15 protein-coding genes are annotated in these 16,242 nt (G+C 69.4%); 9 read left to right on the forward strand and 6 right to left on the reverse strand.

Features of this window, described 5'->3' with window-relative positions:
* Window positions 1–171 precede the first annotated feature (171 nt).
* The 4 genes from AB0F44_RS28035 (at window position 172) to AB0F44_RS28050 (ending at window position 3,778) form a co-directional block, all read left to right on the forward strand.
* Window positions 172–975, forward strand: coding sequence for a biotin--[acetyl-CoA-carboxylase] ligase (locus AB0F44_RS28035; protein WP_357360344.1), 804 nt, complete (start codon window positions 172–174; stop codon window positions 973–975).
* Window positions 976–1,025: 50 nt separating this feature from the next.
* The gene (locus AB0F44_RS28040; protein WP_350659321.1) at window positions 1,026–1,976 is read left to right on the forward strand and encodes an adenylate/guanylate cyclase domain-containing protein; all 951 of its coding nucleotides are present in this window, start codon (window positions 1,026–1,028) and stop codon (window positions 1,974–1,976) included.
* A 249-nt stretch (window positions 1,977–2,225) separates the two neighbouring features.
* Window positions 2,226–2,525, forward strand: a complete 300-nt coding sequence (locus AB0F44_RS28045) for a winged helix-turn-helix domain-containing protein (RefSeq protein WP_229788189.1) — start codon at window positions 2,226–2,228, stop codon at window positions 2,523–2,525.
* A 95-nt stretch (window positions 2,526–2,620) separates the two neighbouring features.
* Window positions 2,621–3,778 (forward strand): 5-(carboxyamino)imidazole ribonucleotide synthase, encoded by a 1,158-nt coding sequence (locus AB0F44_RS28050; RefSeq protein ID WP_357360347.1) that lies wholly within the window; start codon window positions 2,621–2,623, stop codon window positions 3,776–3,778.
* A gap of 164 nt (window positions 3,779–3,942) precedes the next feature.
* Here the strand turns inward: AB0F44_RS28050 and AB0F44_RS28055 are convergent, their stop codons facing one another.
* Genes AB0F44_RS28055 through AB0F44_RS28070 form a run of 4 tightly spaced genes read right to left on the reverse strand, consistent with a single transcriptional unit; the run spans window position 3,943 to window position 10,843 of the window.
* Window positions 3,943–6,663 (reverse strand): DEAD/DEAH box helicase, encoded by a 2,721-nt coding sequence (locus tag AB0F44_RS28055; RefSeq protein WP_357360349.1) that lies wholly within the window; start codon window positions 6,661–6,663, stop codon window positions 3,943–3,945.
* A gap of 58 nt (window positions 6,664–6,721) precedes the next feature.
* Window positions 6,722–7,390, reverse strand: a complete 669-nt coding sequence (locus tag AB0F44_RS28060) for an ATP-binding cassette domain-containing protein (protein WP_357360351.1) — start codon at window positions 7,388–7,390, stop codon at window positions 6,722–6,724.
* Window positions 7,383–8,219: an ATP-binding cassette domain-containing protein gene (locus tag AB0F44_RS28065; protein WP_357360353.1), complete on the reverse strand. Its 837-nt coding sequence runs from the start codon at window positions 8,217–8,219 to the stop codon at window positions 7,383–7,385. The genes AB0F44_RS28060 and AB0F44_RS28065 overlap by 8 nt, the downstream gene beginning before the upstream one ends.
* Window positions 8,216–10,843: an FtsX-like permease family protein gene (locus AB0F44_RS28070; RefSeq protein WP_357360355.1), complete on the reverse strand. Its 2,628-nt coding sequence runs from the start codon at window positions 10,841–10,843 to the stop codon at window positions 8,216–8,218. The genes AB0F44_RS28065 and AB0F44_RS28070 overlap by 4 nt, the downstream gene beginning before the upstream one ends.
* Before the next feature lie 127 nt (window positions 10,844–10,970).
* Here AB0F44_RS28070 and purE point away from each other — a divergent pair, with 127 nt between their 5' ends.
* Window positions 10,971–11,465 (forward strand): 5-(carboxyamino)imidazole ribonucleotide mutase, encoded by a 495-nt coding sequence (gene purE, locus AB0F44_RS28075; protein WP_141805921.1) that lies wholly within the window; start codon window positions 10,971–10,973, stop codon window positions 11,463–11,465.
* A 3-nt stretch (window positions 11,466–11,468) separates the two neighbouring features.
* Here the strand turns inward: purE and AB0F44_RS28080 are convergent, their stop codons facing one another.
* Complete coding sequence (locus AB0F44_RS28080) at window positions 11,469–11,951, reverse strand: DUF2000 domain-containing protein (RefSeq protein WP_357360357.1); 483 nt, start codon at window positions 11,949–11,951, stop codon at window positions 11,469–11,471.
* Window positions 11,952–12,060: 109 nt separating this feature from the next.
* Here AB0F44_RS28080 and AB0F44_RS28085 point away from each other — a divergent pair, with 109 nt between their 5' ends.
* Window positions 12,061–12,510, forward strand: coding sequence for an Lrp/AsnC family transcriptional regulator (locus AB0F44_RS28085; protein ID WP_357360359.1), 450 nt, complete (start codon window positions 12,061–12,063; stop codon window positions 12,508–12,510).
* A 2-nt stretch (window positions 12,511–12,512) separates the two neighbouring features.
* Here the strand turns inward: AB0F44_RS28085 and AB0F44_RS28090 are convergent, their stop codons facing one another.
* Window positions 12,513–12,965 carry a CoA-binding protein gene (locus AB0F44_RS28090; protein WP_357360361.1) on the reverse strand — a complete coding sequence of 151 codons (453 nt, stop codon included), beginning with the start codon at window positions 12,963–12,965 and terminating at the stop codon, window positions 12,513–12,515.
* A gap of 96 nt (window positions 12,966–13,061) precedes the next feature.
* On the opposite strand from AB0F44_RS28090, the gene AB0F44_RS28095 reads away from it, so the two are divergent.
* The 3 genes from AB0F44_RS28095 (at window position 13,062) to AB0F44_RS28105 (ending at window position 15,953) form a co-directional block, all read left to right on the forward strand.
* The gene (locus AB0F44_RS28095; RefSeq protein WP_160025108.1) at window positions 13,062–14,234 is read left to right on the forward strand and encodes an acyl-CoA dehydrogenase family protein; all 1,173 of its coding nucleotides are present in this window, start codon (window positions 13,062–13,064) and stop codon (window positions 14,232–14,234) included.
* 118 nt (window positions 14,235–14,352) lie between these two features.
* Window positions 14,353–15,297 (forward strand): DUF559 domain-containing protein, encoded by a 945-nt coding sequence (locus tag AB0F44_RS28100; protein WP_357360363.1) that lies wholly within the window; start codon window positions 14,353–14,355, stop codon window positions 15,295–15,297.
* Window positions 15,298–15,431: 134 nt separating this feature from the next.
* Entirely contained in the window at window positions 15,432–15,953 is a 522-nt protein-coding gene (locus AB0F44_RS28105; RefSeq protein WP_357360365.1) for a GNAT family protein, read from the forward strand.
* Window positions 15,954–16,242: the final 289 nt, after the last annotated feature.

Consider the following 16,242-nt stretch of genomic DNA (forward strand, 5'->3'; position numbering starts at 1 on the left):
TGCTTCTCCACCGCCTTCGCAGAACCAGCATGGACGGCCTCATCGAGACGACGCTCCAGCTCGGCCAGCTTCCCGGCAGTCGTGTGCAGATCGATGACTGGCTCGTTGGTCGGTTCGGCGCTCACGGTGCTCCTTTGGACTTCGTGCGGTGCGGGGGCCAATCTAATCCCCGTGCCTCCTTTCGCGATGCGACGCCCGTCACTTGACCGCTCCCGGCTCGATGCGTTGCCGGGCGGGTGGCGCGTCGAGATCCTCGACGAGACGCCCTCGACCAATGCCGTACTGGCCGAGCGTGCGCGCTCGGGCGAGGCGCCAGGCCTGGTGATCACCACCGAGCACCAGACCGCCGGCCGGGGTCGCCTGGACCGGGGCTGGACCACCCCGGCGCGTTCGGCGCTGACCGTCTCCGCGCTGCTGCGGCCCTCACCGTCGATCCCGGTCGAGCGGTGGCCGTGGCTGCCGCTGATGACCGGCGTCGCGGTCGCATCGGTGCTGCGGAAGAAGGGGTACGCAGCAGGCCTGAAGTGGCCCAACGACGTACTCATCGAGGGCCGCAAGGTCTGCGGGATCCTGATCGAGCGCATCGAAGGGTCCGAGGGCGCGGCCGCCGTGATCGGGTTCGGGCTCAACACGTCGCTGACGCGCGAGGAGCTGCCGATCGAGACCGCCACCTCGTTGGAGCTGGAGAGCGGTGCGCCCGTCGACCGCACCGAGATGCTTGCCGCGCTGCTGGAGGAGCTGGGTGCTGCGTACGAGATCTGGGGGTCGGATCCCGCCGAGCTCGCCCGTCGCTACCGGGAGCTGTCGGTGACCGTCGGCGAGCAGGTGCGGGCCGAGCTGCCGGGTGGGGACGTCTGGGAGGGCGTGGCCACCGAGATCGACGACTTCGGCCGGCTGGTCATCGCGACCGACGAGGGGTCGCGGGTGGTAGGGGCGGGCGACGTCATCCACGCCCGGCTCCGTCCGCGGTCGTGACGGGCGGTCGTGACGGGCGGTCGTGACGAGCCGGATGGCATGATCTGTTCGTGGCGAAATCGAAGCAGCCCGTCAACCTGACCTCGGCGGAGGTCGCCGAGAAGGCCGGCGTGAGCCTGGACCAGGCGAAGCGTCTGTGGCGTGCTCTCGGGTTCCCGGAGATCGGGGACGACGAGGCGTTCTTCGACGAGGCGGACGTGCAGGCCTTGGCCAAGGCCAACGAGATCGCCGGCAACGGGCTGGTCAGCTTCGACCTGGTCGTCAACCTGACCCGTGGCATCGGGCAGTCGATGGCGCGCCTGTCCGACTACGAGGTCTCCGCGCTGCTGCACCACGTCGAGACCCAGAACGAGGACGACCGGACGCCCTCCGAGCTACTGAAGGCGACCGTCTCGGTCTCGGAGCAGTTCGAGAGCGCGTTCGAGGAGATGATGATCTTCGCCTGGCGCCGGCACACGCGCGCCGCGCTCGCTCGGGCCGAGGCGTCGGTCGCCGGCCCCGAGGAGCAGCTGGGCACGGTCTGGCAGACGGTCGGGTTCGCCGACATCGTCTCCTTCACCGCGCTGTCGAACACGCTGACCGAGGAGAAGATCGGCGACCTGGTCGAGCTCTTCGAGTCGCGGTGTGCCGACGTGGTGGCGACCTGGGGCGGCCGGATCATCAAGTCGCTCGGCGACTCGGTGCTCTTCGTCAACGACGATCCGCTTCAGGCGTACGGCACTGCCGAGGGGATCATCAACGTGATCGGCCGGGACCCGCGGATGCCGGACGTACGTGTCGGGCTCGCCTCCGGCAACGTCGTCTCGCGCCTCGGCGACGTCTTCGGACCGCCTGTGAACATGGCCGCGCGGCTGACCGCCGTCGCCCGTCGTAACCGGATCATCGTCGACGAGGCGACTGCCGGGACGATGCCCGAGGACGAGTTCGAGACCCGGCGACTGGCCGCTCGACCGGTGCGAGGCTTCGGGATCGTGGAGCCCGTCGCCGTCCGTCGTGTCTGAATCGTGACCTTCAAGGGTGTCGCTGACCTGCGACTTCGCGGATTTGTTCACATTCCGTTGTAGTTAACAGTCGATCAACGCGGGGTGCCGATTGCTTTACCTGACCGGGCCTTCGTGGGCATGGTTGAGTGCGCCATTCGGGGGCGCACGTTTGTCATGCCCAATTCGTTGCACCTTGGCATGAAAATGTCACTGGCAATATCGTGCAATCCTTTGCCAAGGGCTCTTTACCTCCCTAATGTCGGTCTCATGATCGAGGTACAGGAGATCAAGCTCGACCCGGAGACCCGGCGAGCATGGCGGAACGATGAGGAGCTGACGCTCTCTCGCAAGGAGTTCGACCTGGTCCACGCCCTGATCAAGAGGGCTGGCAACGTCGTCTCCCGTGACGAGTTGATGAGGGACGTGTGGAACGCGACCTTCTACACCTCGTCGAAGACCATCGACGTACACCTGGGATGGGTACGTCGCAAGCTGGGCGACGACCCCCGGAAGCCCCATCTGATCACCACCCTGCGCGGCAAGGGCCTGCGCTTCGAGAAGGCCTGACCTTCGTTCACCTGCCGGGGGTCGGGTTTCGCGGATAGCGTGAGGGGGATCCGCGAAATCGGCCCCGGCGGGGCAGTTTCCTTATTCTGTCCATCGTGACCCTCGCACCGACACTTGCGATCATCGGCGGCGGCCAGCTGGCCCGCATGATGGCTCAGCCCGCAATCGCGCTCGGCCTCCCGCTCCGGCTTCTCGCCGAGGGCGAGGGTGTGTCGGCCGCTCAGGTGATCCCCGACCAGATGGTCGGCGACTACCGCGACCTGGACACGTTGAAGAAGGTCACCGAGGGCTGCGAGGTGGTCACCTTCGACCACGAGCACGTCCCGACCGAGCACCTGCACGCGCTCGAGGCCGCCGGGGTAGCGGTCCGACCCGGGCCCGACGCGCTCGTGCACGCGCAGGACAAGGGCGTCATGCGCGCTCGGCTGACCGAGCTCGGCATCCCGTCCCCGCGCAACGCCATCGTGTCGTCCACGGCCGAGGTCGAGGCGTTCGGCTTCCCGTGCGTCCTCAAGACCACCCGCGGCGGCTATGACGGCAAGGGTGTCTGGGTCGTACGCGACGTCGCCGATGTCGCCGAGCCGCTTCGCGTCGCCGAGCAAGCAGGCGTCCAGGTCCTGGCCGAGGAGCTCGTCGACTTCCGCCGGGAGCTCTCCGCGATCGTCGCCCGTTCGCCGAGCGGCCAGGCCGCTGCGTACCCGGTCGTCCACACCTACCAGGAGAACGGCGTCTGCAAGGAGGTCATCGCTCCGGCGCCCGACCTCTCGTCCGAGCTCGCCGTCCAGGGCGAGCAGATCGCGCTGCGCATTGCGGGTGAGCTCGGCGTCGTCGGCATCCTTGCGGTCGAGATGTTCGAGACCGTGGACGGCCGACTGCTCGTCAACGAGCTCGCCATGCGCCCGCACAACACCGGCCACTGGACCCAGGACGGTGCCGTCACCTCGCAGTTCGAGAACCATCTGCGCGCGGTCATGGACCTGCCGCTGGGTTCTCCCGCGCCCCGCGCGAAGTGGTCGGTGATGGTCAACATCCTCGGCTCGACCCGGGAGAACGTCGGCCGCCTCTACGACGGCTACCCCCACGCCATGGCCCGTGACCCCCACCTCCGCGTCCATCTCTATGGCAAGGAGATGCGCCCGGGGCGCAAGGTCGGCCACGTCAACGTCTACGGCGACGACCTCGACGACTGCCTCGAGCGCGCCCGCCACGCCGCCGACTGGTTCCAGGGCGACCTCGGCAACGACTCCGACTGACCTTCACCCTCGCCGAATCTGCAGTTCTGGGCGCCGAAACTGCACTTCTGGACACCGAGTCGGTAGTTCTGCAAACGCCAGAACTACCGACTCGCTCGCCATAACTGACGACTCGGCGCCCAGAACTGAGGACCCGGCCTCCAGAACTACAGATTCGGCTGGGGTCAGACGCCTAGGCGCTGGCGTTCAGTGGCGACGACGTCGCGGGCGATCTCGGCGTCGGAGGCTTCGGTGGCGAGGGTGGTGGAGGGGTCCTCGGGGTGCGAGGTCTCGTACGCCTCGGGGCTGCTGGCGGCGGTTGCGCTGACCCGTGCGAAGTCGTCGAAGAGCTCGGCCTTGGCGGCGAGGATGTCGTGGATGCGCTGGTCGACGCCGATCTCGGAGAGCAGGCGGTGGACCTGGACGGACTGGAGCTGGCCCATCCGGCGGGCGCGGGCGATGGCCTGCCACTCGATGGTCGGCTTGAGCTGCGGCTCGCAGATGACGACGACGCTGGCCGACTGGATGTTGAGGCCGACGCCGCCGGCGACGATCTGGGTGATCAGCACGGCACCGTGCCCTGCCGCGGAGAACTCGTCGACCATCTGCTGGCGCTCCTCGGCGGGCACCGACCCGGTGAGCGGGCCGAAGACCTCGCCCGGCAGCAGCGTGACCAGGTCGTCGAGGACCTTCCGGAAGTGGGAGAACACGATCACGCGGCGACCGTTCTCCTCGGCCTCACCGACGATCTCGACCAGCCGCTCGACCTTCGCCGACGAGGTGCCCTGCAGCATCGCGGCCTGGCGCATGGCCATGAAGTTGCCGTCGCGGACACACTCGGCGTACGCCCTCTCGTCGGCCACGGACAGGGGCAGCCAGTCCTCGACCTCGACGAGGTCGGGCAGCTCAGTGAGCACGTCCTCCTGGTTGCGGCGCAGGTAGACCGGGGCGACCTGCTTGCGGAACCGGTGGGGGTTGAACTCGTCGGCGGAGAGCAGCAGGTCGGGGCGGAGGTAGGAGACCAGGTTGCGGAACTCCTCGATGCGGTTCTCCATCGGCGTGCCGGTGAGCAGGATGGCGCGATCGCAGGCGTCGAGGACGCGGCGTACGCGTTCGGTGCGCTGCGTGCGCGGAGACTTGATCATGTGCGCCTCGTCGACCACGACGCAGGCGATCTTGACCTGGTCGAGGAACGGCTGGATCGCGTTGAGCGTCTCGTAGGTGGTCACCGCGACGCCGCCCTGCTCGACCCAGATCTTGGCGGCCTTCAGGCGGCGGCTGCCGTGGAGACGGTGGGGGACCAGAGTCGTCTTCGAGTCGGTCTCGCGCACCCAGTTGGTGACCACGGCAGCGGGGCAGACGACCAGCGTGTGGGATGCGCCCATCGCGTGCAGATGAGCGAACACGGCCAGCGACTGAAGCGTCTTGCCGAGGCCCATCTCGTCGCCGATGATCACCTTCATCTGCACCAGCGCGAAGCGGACGCCGAAGTGCTGGTAGCCGCGCAGCGACGCGGTCAGGTTGTTGGTACGCAGCTCCTGGGCCCGCACCGCCTCGATGATCTCGGCCGACAGGTCACCGTGGATCTTGTCCTCGTCCTCGGTGAGGAAGCCGAGTTCGGAGAGCATCGCGTAGTAGTCGGCAGGCCGCTTCTCGAAGTCCTCCCACGGGTCGGCCGGCCGGTTGCCCGGGCGCACCCGGCGAGCCATCTCGGCCCGGTGAGCGATCGCCCGCAGCGCGCCCTGGAAGTCGTCGAGACTGGCCGCGTTGGCCAGGATCAGATGGAACCGCGCACCACTGTCGAGCGACCGGGTCAACGGCCGCAGCGACTGGACCAGGGCGAGCTCCGCCCCCGCGTCCTTCGTACGCCGCCCGGCCTCCCACTCCGCCAGCCGCGCGAGCAGCCTGGTGGCCGCCGGGGTGCGACGTTCGTGGTCGATCGCGAGCGGCATCTCGTCGTAGGTGCGCTGCCACAGCGCCTGCGCCGCCTCCTGCATCCGCATCGCGGTGGCCGGACCGACTCCGGGCAGGTGTCGCAGGTCAGAGGCTGGATGGATGACCTCGTGGACGGTATGGATCCCGGCCTCGAGAAGGGGTTCGATGCGTACGAGATCGGCGAGCTCGTCGACCGGCAGCGACCTGACCGCCGTGTCGGTGTCCGCGCTCCTGACCGCGTTGGCAGCGTCGGTGGCGGCTCGGCGCGCGGGCTCCTCGGAGCGCCTCGCCTCGTTGAGCGCCTCGCCCTCGTTGCGCAGCACGAGGACGCCCTTGCGCGGCGCCAGCACCGCCTCCGAGCCCAGGTCCGAGAGCGCCTCGAGGAGACCGACGCTCGGTAGCAGTGCTTCCCGGACCCGCACCCGGCGCCGGGCCGGGAGCCGGGTCAGCTCACCGAGCCGCTCCGGCGCCTGGATCTCGCTCGCGCGCTGGTGCAGATCGAGGATATGTCTGCCAGCCAGCTCGGCCTCCTCGCGACGGCTCCTGCGTACCAGCAGGCGACGCGCCCCGGAAGCCTTCTTGGCCTGCGCCACGTCGTCCGCGGCGGCAGCGAGCGAGTCGACGAGCTCCTGGGTGGTCTCCTCGACCGGCTCGAGCGCGTGACGCCGCGCGATCGCGGCCAGGCGCGGCCCGTCGCTCCGGTCCAGAGCGATGCTGCGCCAGGCCACCTGCGCCGCGCGCTTCAGCTCGGCTGCGCTCGCCCGGTAGTGGTCGACCGCCTCCGTCGCCTCCTGCTCGATCTCGGCCCGTGCGCGGGTCGCCGACGCCGCCTGCCGGGACCAGGACGCGACCTGCCGCACCCGGGACGGCAGCGCCTTGCGCTCCGCCTTGGTCAGCCCGGTGAATCGCTCGACCGCGGTCGGGTTCGGTGGCGCGCTGACGACGACGTCGGTGCTCGTAGCTGGATCCATCTGCCTTTGTGGGGTCGTGGGAGAGAGTGGCCAGCACACTAGCGGCCAGGACCGACACTCAGGTGACAGGCAGTGGTCGGGGCCATGACGCGACCCCCTCGTCGAGCGCGAGCTCGGCATCGGCGACCGCGGCGGCCTCGGGGTCGTGGGTGGCCAGGACGACGACGGCTCCGCCCGCGGCCTCGGCGCGCAGCGCCTCGATCATCCGCTCGCGGTTGCCTGCGTCGAGGTCGCTCGTGGACTCGTCGGCGAGCAGCACCCGGGGTCGCGACGCGAACGCCCGGGCGAGCGCGACACGCTGCTGCTGCCCTCCGGAGAGCTCGTCGGCCAGGTGCCGTCCGGACTCCTCGAGCCCGACCAGCGCCAGCGCGCTCGCGGCCCGCTCGCGCGCCTCCCCGGGACGTACGCGGCGGGCCAGCAGCGGCACCAGGATGTTCTCCTCCGCCGAGAGCGAGCCGGCCAGCCCGTTCCCCTGGGGAATGAGCGCGACGCCGAGCCCGGCTGCCTGCTCACGGCTGGTGATCGGGGTCCCGCCGACGGATACGGACCCGGTGGTCGAGTCCGAGCGGAGCGCGCCCGCGAGCGCCCACAGCAACGACGACTTCCCGGCGCCGGAGGGGCCGGTGACGGCCACCATGACGCCGGGCAGCAAGCTCAGGTCGATCGGCTGGACGGCGACCAGGTCGGCGTACGAGACCGCAAGCTGTGACGCGACGACCTCACTCATCGTGCTCCTCCTCGGGGACCAGCTCGTAGTGCCCGTCTACGGGGTGGAAGCGCACGAGCGTGCCGGGCGGGAGCACGTCGCGTACGTGACCGGGCAGCGGCAGGAAGCCGTCGGCCGTCACCACGGCGTACTCCTCTCCGCTGCGCCCCTCGCCGCCGATCCGGCCGTCGCGGATGGTGACGGTGCGGGGGAGGAACGCGGCGACGTGCGGGTCGTGGGTAACCAGGACGACGGTCGTGCCGTGGGTGCGGCTGGTGGCCGCGAGCTGCTCGAGCACGAGGTCGCGGGCACCGTGGTCGAGCTGGCTGGTGGGCTCGTCGGCCAGCACCAGCCCGGGCCGGGGCGCCAGCGCCACAGCCATCGCGACGAGCTGCAGTTCGCCAGGGGTGAGCGTGCCCAGCTGGGCACGGGCGAGATCGGCGATGCCGAGCTCGTCGAGCACTGCCTCGGGTGCCGGCACGTCCTTGCCCGCGCGGCGGGCCGCGCGCTGCGCGAAGCCGACGTTGTCGGCGGGGGTGGCGTACGGAAGCAGGTTGCGGCCAGCTCCCTGCAGCATCAGCGAGACCTCAGTCGCGCGGAGCCGGTCGAGCTCCTTCGTCGTCGCCGCGGAGACCTCGTGCTCGCCGACGAAGATCTTCCCGGCGCTCGGCCGGAACACGCCGGCCAACAGGTTCATCAGCGTCGATTTGCCGGATCCGGACGGGCCGAGCAGCCCCATCAGCTCACCGGGGCGTACGTCGAGGTCGAGCCCGGAGAGGGCCGCCACGTCGTGGCCCTCGGCTTGGTAGATGTGCACGAGGCCGTGGGTGCGGATGGCCATCGGCTTCATGCGCTCTCCCGGAGACGGTCGAGCCGTGCGGAGGCGGCCACGGCGCGGCCGAGCGCTGCCGCTGTCGCGCCGAGCACGAGGAAGCAGGCGCCCGCGGTCATCGCGGCTGCTGCCCACGGGATCGACAGGTCGGTGGCGTCTACATCGGGAGGCACGGCGAAGAGCGGTACGTCCGGCATCGTCAGCACCATGCCGAGCAGGCCGCATCCCGCTCCGGCGAGCACTCCGACGGCGACCGGCACCAGCTGCGCCGCCCCCGGCAGCCGGTTGACGGTGCGTCGCCCGACGCCGGCCATGGCCAGGGAGGCCAGATCCCGGGCGCGCGTACGCCACCCGGTGACGCTCAGCACGCTCAACCCGAGCAGCGCGATCACCACGGCGGCCTGGCCGACCAGAGCACCGAGCCAGAGACTCCAGGTGGCCACCGACTCGTCGAGCCGGAGACGGGCGTCGCTGACGGTTCGGGTCTCGCCCACGAGCACGTCCTGGGCCGAGAGGGCATCGGTGACCTTGGCGAGCAACGTGGGATCCTCCTCGGCGAACCACAGCGAGACACTCGAGTCGCCGTCCGGTGGCGCGAGCTCGCGCGCGGTGTCGAGATCGACCAGAGCGAGGTCGCGGATGCCGCCCGGGATCCGATCGACCGTGCCGACCCGCTCGCCCTCCTGCTCGATTCCGTCGAGCCCGATGATGGTGGGGTTCTTCTCCGCGGCGATCGCTCCGGCGCCGATCGTGGCAACCGGCTCGCGGCCGGAGCCGTCGCTCAAGGCCGACCAAGCCCTCTCGCTCGGCTCCATGCCGGGCGTGAACAGCGCGATTCGATGGAACGCCTCCGGATCCACCGCGAGCGTCATCGCCGCGCCGCTGGGTGCCACCGCTCGAACGACCGGGGTGACCCGGCGGCTGTCGGGGTCGATCGTCGCCAGCGTCTGCTGAACCCGTTCGAGCTGCGTCACGGTCGTCTCGGCACTGTGCAGCTCGGCGACCAACGCCGCGCCGGCTTCCTGCTCGGCGGCCAGCTCCCGGTTGTGATCTCCGACCATCACCCCGCACACGGAGAAGACGGCGAGCGCGGCGGCGACGGTGACGAGCGTGACGGTGTGGCGGGTGGCGGTGTTGCGCGCGGCCTCGAGCAGCGGGACGCCGCTGAGCAGCCGGCCCCTGGTGAGCAGCGCCCGGCCCAGACGCACCGCGACAGGCGCGAACAGATGCGCCAGCACGAGCCCGACCATCACGGAGAGCAGTGCTGGCGCGGCCAGCGCGATCGGACCGGTCAGGCTGCCGGTCACGAAAGCGACGACGCAGGCGCCGGTGGCCGCGATCGCCACCGCATCACCGGCCCCGAGCCGCCAGCCCGGACGGCGGCCGGATGTCCTATGCAGGAGGGCGCCGAGCGGTTCGCGAGCGATGCGCGCTGCTGCTGCGTACGTCACCAGGGTGAGGGTCGCTGCCGCGATGATCAGCGCCAGGACCAGCCCGCGCGGGAGCTCGAACGGCGGGTTCCCCGGCAGGACGTACGCCCGGACCAGGCCGGCTCCGCCGAGCGCGACGAGGACGCCCGGGACGATCCCGATGAGCACCGGGGGAAGCAGCTCCCGCATCAGCAGCGACCGGGCCCCTGGCGTACCCAACCCGCGCAGGCGCGCGATCACGACCTCTGGGCGACGTTGGTCGGTGGCGGCGAGAAGCATCAGCCACAGCACGATCACCCCGAGGAGGCCGAGCTGGACCAGCAGCAGCGGGACCGTCGTACGTGACTGCTCGATCTGCGCGTTCACCTCGTCGGCCATCGCAGGCAGCTCGGTGACCATCGAGGTGATCCACAGCTCCGGGTCGACGGACTCGGACCCGGACTCGACCTCGGCGCGCCGCTGGAGCGCCCGGATGTCCGTGTCCAGCCCGGCGAGCTCCTCGACCCCGATGGCTCCGGTGCGCAGCCGGGTGCCGACCCACGCCCTCTCCGAGTCGAGGAACGGCGTCGAGCCCGCGAACGTCGACGCATCCGTCAGCCAGGTGTCGTGGCGTGGCGTATCGCTCGACGCGACTCCGGCGATGCCGTCGAGCTGCAGTCCCTGCCACCACTCGGCATCGGCCGGCCGGTAGGTGCCGACGACGTCGAAGCTCACCATCGGGGCGGGACTCGCACCCTCGTCCGTGCTCAGCGGCTTAGCGGCGGGCCCGGTCACCGCGTCGCCGACGGCGATGTCGTAGGTCTTGGAATCGTTGTCGGTGACCAGGATCTGGCGTGGTTCGTCCGGGCAGGAGCCTGCGGTGATCTCGATGTGGTCGCACTGTCCCGCGCGCCACCACAGCTCTCCCGCCGGTCCGGCCGCCCCCAGCTTGGCGGTGGCATTGCGTCCCTCGACGACCGGGCCGAAGAGGTCGCCTGGGATCAGGTCGGCGAGCGCCGCGGGGTCCATCCGCTCCCCGGCGTAGATCGCCTCCGAGCCGTAGAGCTGCAGGTCCCGCTCCAGCGTGGAGGCGTTCGCCAGGGTGACGTCAACCGCCGCCTGCTGCATCGCCCGGTCGTAGAGCGGGGCGAACGCGGCACAAGCAGCGATCAGCGCGGAGAGCAACGCGATGACCAGCGCTTGGCCGATTCGGTAGCGCATGGCGGACAGCACCGGGAAAGAATGTCTTAACTTTAGGGACGCGTGGGGGCTCTGCCCGGAATCCGTTATCTGCTCGTTAGACAGCCCTAGGACCGCCCGGATCCATATCTCGCGGTCCGGCCCGCATAGCCTGTCCCTCATGAGTGCGCGCGTGGGGATCGTGATGGGGTCCGACTCCGACTGGCCGACGATGAAGGCCGCGGCGGAGCTTCTGGACGAGTTCGGGATCGAGTGGGAGGCCGATGTGAAGTCGGCCCACCGGATGCCGCAGGAGATGCTCGACTACGGCCGCGAGGCTGCCGGTCGCGGCCTCTCGGTGATCATCGCCGGCGCCGGCGGCGCGGCCGCGCTTCCGGGCATGCTCGCCTCGGTCACCCCGCTACCGGTCATCGGCGTGCCGGTGCCGCTGAAGTACCTCGACGGCCTCGACTCGCTGATGTCGATCGTCCAGATGCCGGGTGGGATCCCGGTGGCCACGGTCGCCATCGGCAACGCCAAGAACGCGGGCATCCTCGCCGCCCGCATCCTCGGCGTCGCCGACCCCGAGCTGCAGCAGAAGCTGGTGGCGTACGAGAAGTCCCTCGCCGAGCTGGCGGCCGCCAAGGGCGAGGTCGTACGCAACGCCACCTCCTGAGGCTCAGGGCAGGAGCGAGAGTCCCTTGACCAGTTTGTCGATGATCCGGCGCGGGCCGAAGAGGCTGACCGCGCAGTAGGACATGTCGGCGCCGCGACTGTTCCCGACGGCGAACAGGTAGTCGTCGTACACCCTCGTGTGCTGCGCCTGGGTGGGCATGTCGATGACCGCGACCCCGGGCTGGGCGACCGCCTGACGACGCAGGTCGGTCAGCCGCTGGGCCGGCGCGCCCAGCACCGTGCAGCCGAGCCAGGGCAGGCCCGGGTGCGTCGAGTCGTCGGCGTCGACGGCGTCCTCGCCGAGGAGGCCGACCGTACGCTGCGTGGTCGCCCCCGCGACGCAGACGGCCGCGTTCACCGCGCGTCCGGCGGGAAGGGCCTGATCGACGACGACCACCCACCTGTAGGGCACGTCCCGCGTGCTCGCGGACTGGTCGATCTCGTCCGGGGCGAACCCGATCGTCGCCGTCTCGACGTCTGTGCTCATCACTCTGACTCCTGTCATCCGCCAACTGATTCGACGATAGTCTTGAGAATGTCAGGACAGATCGCAATCAGGCCGGGCATTGTCAGGGTGATTTGCTAATCTGGCGTGCATGGACGAAGTCGACCGCCAGATTTTGGCCGCCTGGACGATGGATGCACGGCGGAGCCTTCGGGACATCGCCGCAGAAGTCGGCGTCTCGGCGACCACCGTGCACGACCGCGCGCGGGCGATGCAGCGCCGCGGGCTCATCCGCGGGGCCTACCTCGACCTCGACCTACGGCAGATCGACCGCGGCGTGCAGGCACTCGTCGCCGTACGCATCCGACCGCCCTCGCGCGCCAACATCGAGTCCTTCCGCGACTGGGTCGGAGCGCTGCCTGAGGCCGTCGGCGTCTTCGTCACCTCCGGCCGGATGGACTTCATCGTCCACGTCGCGGTCGCGGACAACGACGCGCTCTATGCGTTCGTGATCGACCGGCTCACCTCGCGAGCCGAGATCGCGGACGTGGAGACCTCGGTGATCTACGAGCACCTACGGACGATAACGTTCGAGCCGTAGTCTTACGCCCGTGCGCCGGCCCTCGCGCGCTCGAACCAGATCTTCGACGGGCAGGTGTCCATGACCATCGGTACGCCGGCCGCGGTCGTGCGCTCGAAGGCCGACTCGTCGACCACGCCCATCTGGAACCAGACGCCGCCGGCGTCGATCGCCACGGCCTCGTCGGCGAACTGGCCGGCGGCCTCGGAGCGGCGGAAGACGTCGACGACGTCGATCTTCCCGACGGCCGCGGCGGCGTCGGCCAGGGTCGCGTAGACCTTCTCGCCGAGCACCTCCTTGCCCTCTGTGGCGGCGCCGGGGTGGATCGGGATGATCCGCTTTCCGTGCTGCTGGAGCTCCTGCGCGATCGAGTAGGCCGTACGCCACGGATCGCCCGAGAGGCCGACGATCGCCCACGTCTCGGAGTCGTCGAGGAGCTTGTCGATGGTGTCCTGGTCAAGCCATGCCGAGGTCATGTACCGCACAACAACGACCGGGCTCAGAGGATTCCGTGACCCGCCGACGTACCGGCGACTTACTGGCGAGTAGCAAACAGGCATAGACTCCGGGACATGAGTGCCGAGTACCCGTTGTTCGCCCTCTCCGAGGAGCACCAGGAGATCCGCAAGGCCATCCGCGAGATCTGTGACGCGAAGATCGCGCCGGCCGCTGCTGCGGTCGACGAGGAGGCTCGCTACCCGCAGGAGGCGCACGACGCGTTGGTCGAGACCGAGTTCTTCGCGCCGCATGTGCCGGAGGCGTACGGCGGTGTCGGTGCCGACGCGCTCGCGACCGTTCTGGTCATCGAGGAGATCGCTCGCGCGGACGTCTCGGCCTCGCTGATCCCCGCGGTCAACAAGCTCGGTTCGCTGCCGGTGCAGATCGGCGGCTCGGAGGAGCTGAAGAAGAAGTACCTCGGCAAGCTCGCCGCCGGTGAGGGCAACTTCTCCTACTGTCTCTCCGAGCCCGACGCGGGCTCGGACGCAGCCAACCAGAAGACCCGGGCCGTACGTGACGGCGACTTCTGGGTGCTCAACGGCGTGAAGCGCTGGATCACCAACGCGGGTGTCTCGGAGTACTACACCGTGCTGGCCGTGACCGACCCGGAGAAGCGCTCCAAGGGGATCTCCGCGTTCGTCGTGGAGAAGTCCGACGAGGGCGTGTCCTTCGGAGCGCCCGAGAAGAAGCTCGGCATCAAGGGCTCGCCCACGCGCGAGGTCTACTTCGACAACGTACGCATCCCCGCCGACCGGCTCATCGGCGAGGAGGGTCTCGGTTTCACCTATGCGATGCAGACCCTCGACCACACCCGCATCACGATCGCGGCCCAGGCCGTCGGTGTCGCGCAGGGCGCGCTGGACTACGCGCTGGGCTACATCAAGGAGCGCAAGCAGTTCGGCAAGGCGATCGCTGAGTTCCAGGGTGTGGAGTTCATGGTCGCCGACATGGGCATGAAGATCGAGGCCGCCCGCCAGCTCACCTACGCCGCCGCCGGTCGTTCCGAGCGCGGCGACAAGGACCTGACCTTCTTCGGCGCCGCCGCCAAGGCGTTTGCATCGGATGTCGCGATGCAGGTGACCACCGACGCGGTCCAGCTCCTCGGTGGCTACGGGTTCACCCGCGACTACCCGGTCGAGCGGATGATGCGCGACGCCAAGATCACCCAGATCTACGAGGGCACCAACCAGGTCCAGCGCATCGTCATGGCCCGCCAGCTCCTCGCCGGCATCCAGTCGACCCTGTGACCGATTGGTGCACCGCGCCGGCATTGGCGAGTGCACCAATCGATCATGTGCACGATCCGTGCGCCCGTGATCTGCACAAAGGTGCACGGATCGTGCATCGGTGGCGGATGATGCCTTCATGGGGGATCCTGCCGATGAGGACGAGGCATTCGTCCTGGACACGTCGCGACCGTTCTCGCGAGCTGATGCTGCGAAGGCGAAGATCAAGCCGAGCACGCTGCGGGGGCCGCGCTTCGTACGCCTCTTCAGTGGTGTGTACGTCTCCGCCGACGCTCCGGCAACACCGTTGCAGCGGGTTCAGGCTGCCCTCGTCCCGTTCCGGGGACACGGCTTCGCGAGCCACGCGTCCGCAGCCAGGGTCTACGAGGTGCCGATCCCGACGCTGCCCGACGAGCATGTGACGGTGACGGCCGCGGCCCACCGGCGTACGCATCCTGGCATCGTCTGCCACGTGATGCGGAAGCCGCGAGCGGTGGTCCTCGACGGCATCGGCGTCTCCTCACCTGACCAGCTCTTCACCGAGCTCGCCATCCAGGTGAGCCTGGTCGACCTCGTGGCGGCCGGCGACCACCTTGTACGCCACCACAGGGGCGTTACCCCGTCGACACTGACCGACTTTGCAACGGTCGGCGGACTGCCGGGTTCGCGCCTGGCGGCCACGGCGGCGGGTTATGTACGCGAGAACGTGCGCTCTCCGATGGAGACCCGTCTGCGCATGCTGATCGTGCTCGCAGGACTCCCCGAGCCGCGCATCAACACCCTCGTCGGCACCGGCGACGGCATGCTCAAGCGCGAGCACGACCTGGTCTATGCGGCGTCGAGAACCGCGATCGAGTACGACGGCAAGCAACACCCGGCCGAGCAGTGGGAGCGCGACCTCGAGCGTCGCGAGGAAGCAGATGACGACGGCTGGCGTATCCTCACCGTCGTCGCGAAGGGCATCTATCGCCGCCCGGACCTCACCTTGGAGAAGATCCACCGGGTGTTGCTGGAACGAGGCGAACCTGGAGTGCAGAAGCGTCTCTCAGATGCCTGGCGTCCCTACTTCCCGGTGGTGCGCTAGCGGCCGTGAACGATTTGTGCACCTCGGCAGTACTCGCCGATGCATGGATCGTGCGTGTGCACGATTGGTGCATTCGTGATGGAGGTGTCGGTGCATCGATCGTGCACGGCCGGCTTGTGTCTATCGTGTGACTCATGAGGAACGACGGATTTCGGCTCCGCGAGTGGGACGAGTCGGATGCGGCGGTCCTGCTCGCTGCGTACGCCGGTGCTGGCATGGAGACCGAGCGGCCGGCGGACGTGGCGACTGTCGAGGACGCCGAGCGGCTGATCGCCGGGTGGGCTGAGGACGCGGTCGCGGACCGGGCCTACACCTTCGCGGTCGTCGACGGCGCCGACATCCTCGGGCAGATGCGGGTCACCACCCAGCTGCGCGTTCACAGCATCGGCTGGATCTCCTACTGGACCCTCGAGAAGCATCGCGGGCGAGGTGTCGGCAGCACTGGCCTGAAGCTGCTGGCCAGGCACTGCTTCGACGAGCTCGACCTCTTCCGTCTCGAGACCGGCCACCGGATCGACAATCCCGGATCGTGCCGTGTCGCCACCGCGGCAGGCTTCCTCGTGGAGGGCCGCGAACGCCAGAAGCTGCTCTACAACGGCGTCCGCTACGACACCGAGACCCACGCCCGCTTGGCCACCGACCCCGACCCCGCCTGACGCCGAGAGGGCGCGTACGTCGGCCGAGGCGTCACCCTGGTCGGGCGAGGCGTCACGCCGGTCGGGCGAGAGGTCACGTACGTCGCGCGAGGCGTCACGCACGTCGGTCAAAGCGTCACTTCGGCGAATCGAGATGTCTTTTGGTGGCATCTCGGACGACGTGCGTGACGCCTCGGCTGACCCACCTGACGCTTCGGCCGACCCAGCTGACGCCTCGGCTGACCTGGGCGACGCCTCGACTGACGTACGTGACCTCTCGGCCGACGGGCCTGACGTCTCGGCCGAGGGG

The sequence above is a fragment of the Nocardioides sp. NPDC023903 genome, from assembly GCF_040639295.1.
Taxonomy (GTDB): Bacteria; Actinomycetota; Actinomycetes; order Propionibacteriales; family Nocardioidaceae; genus Nocardioides.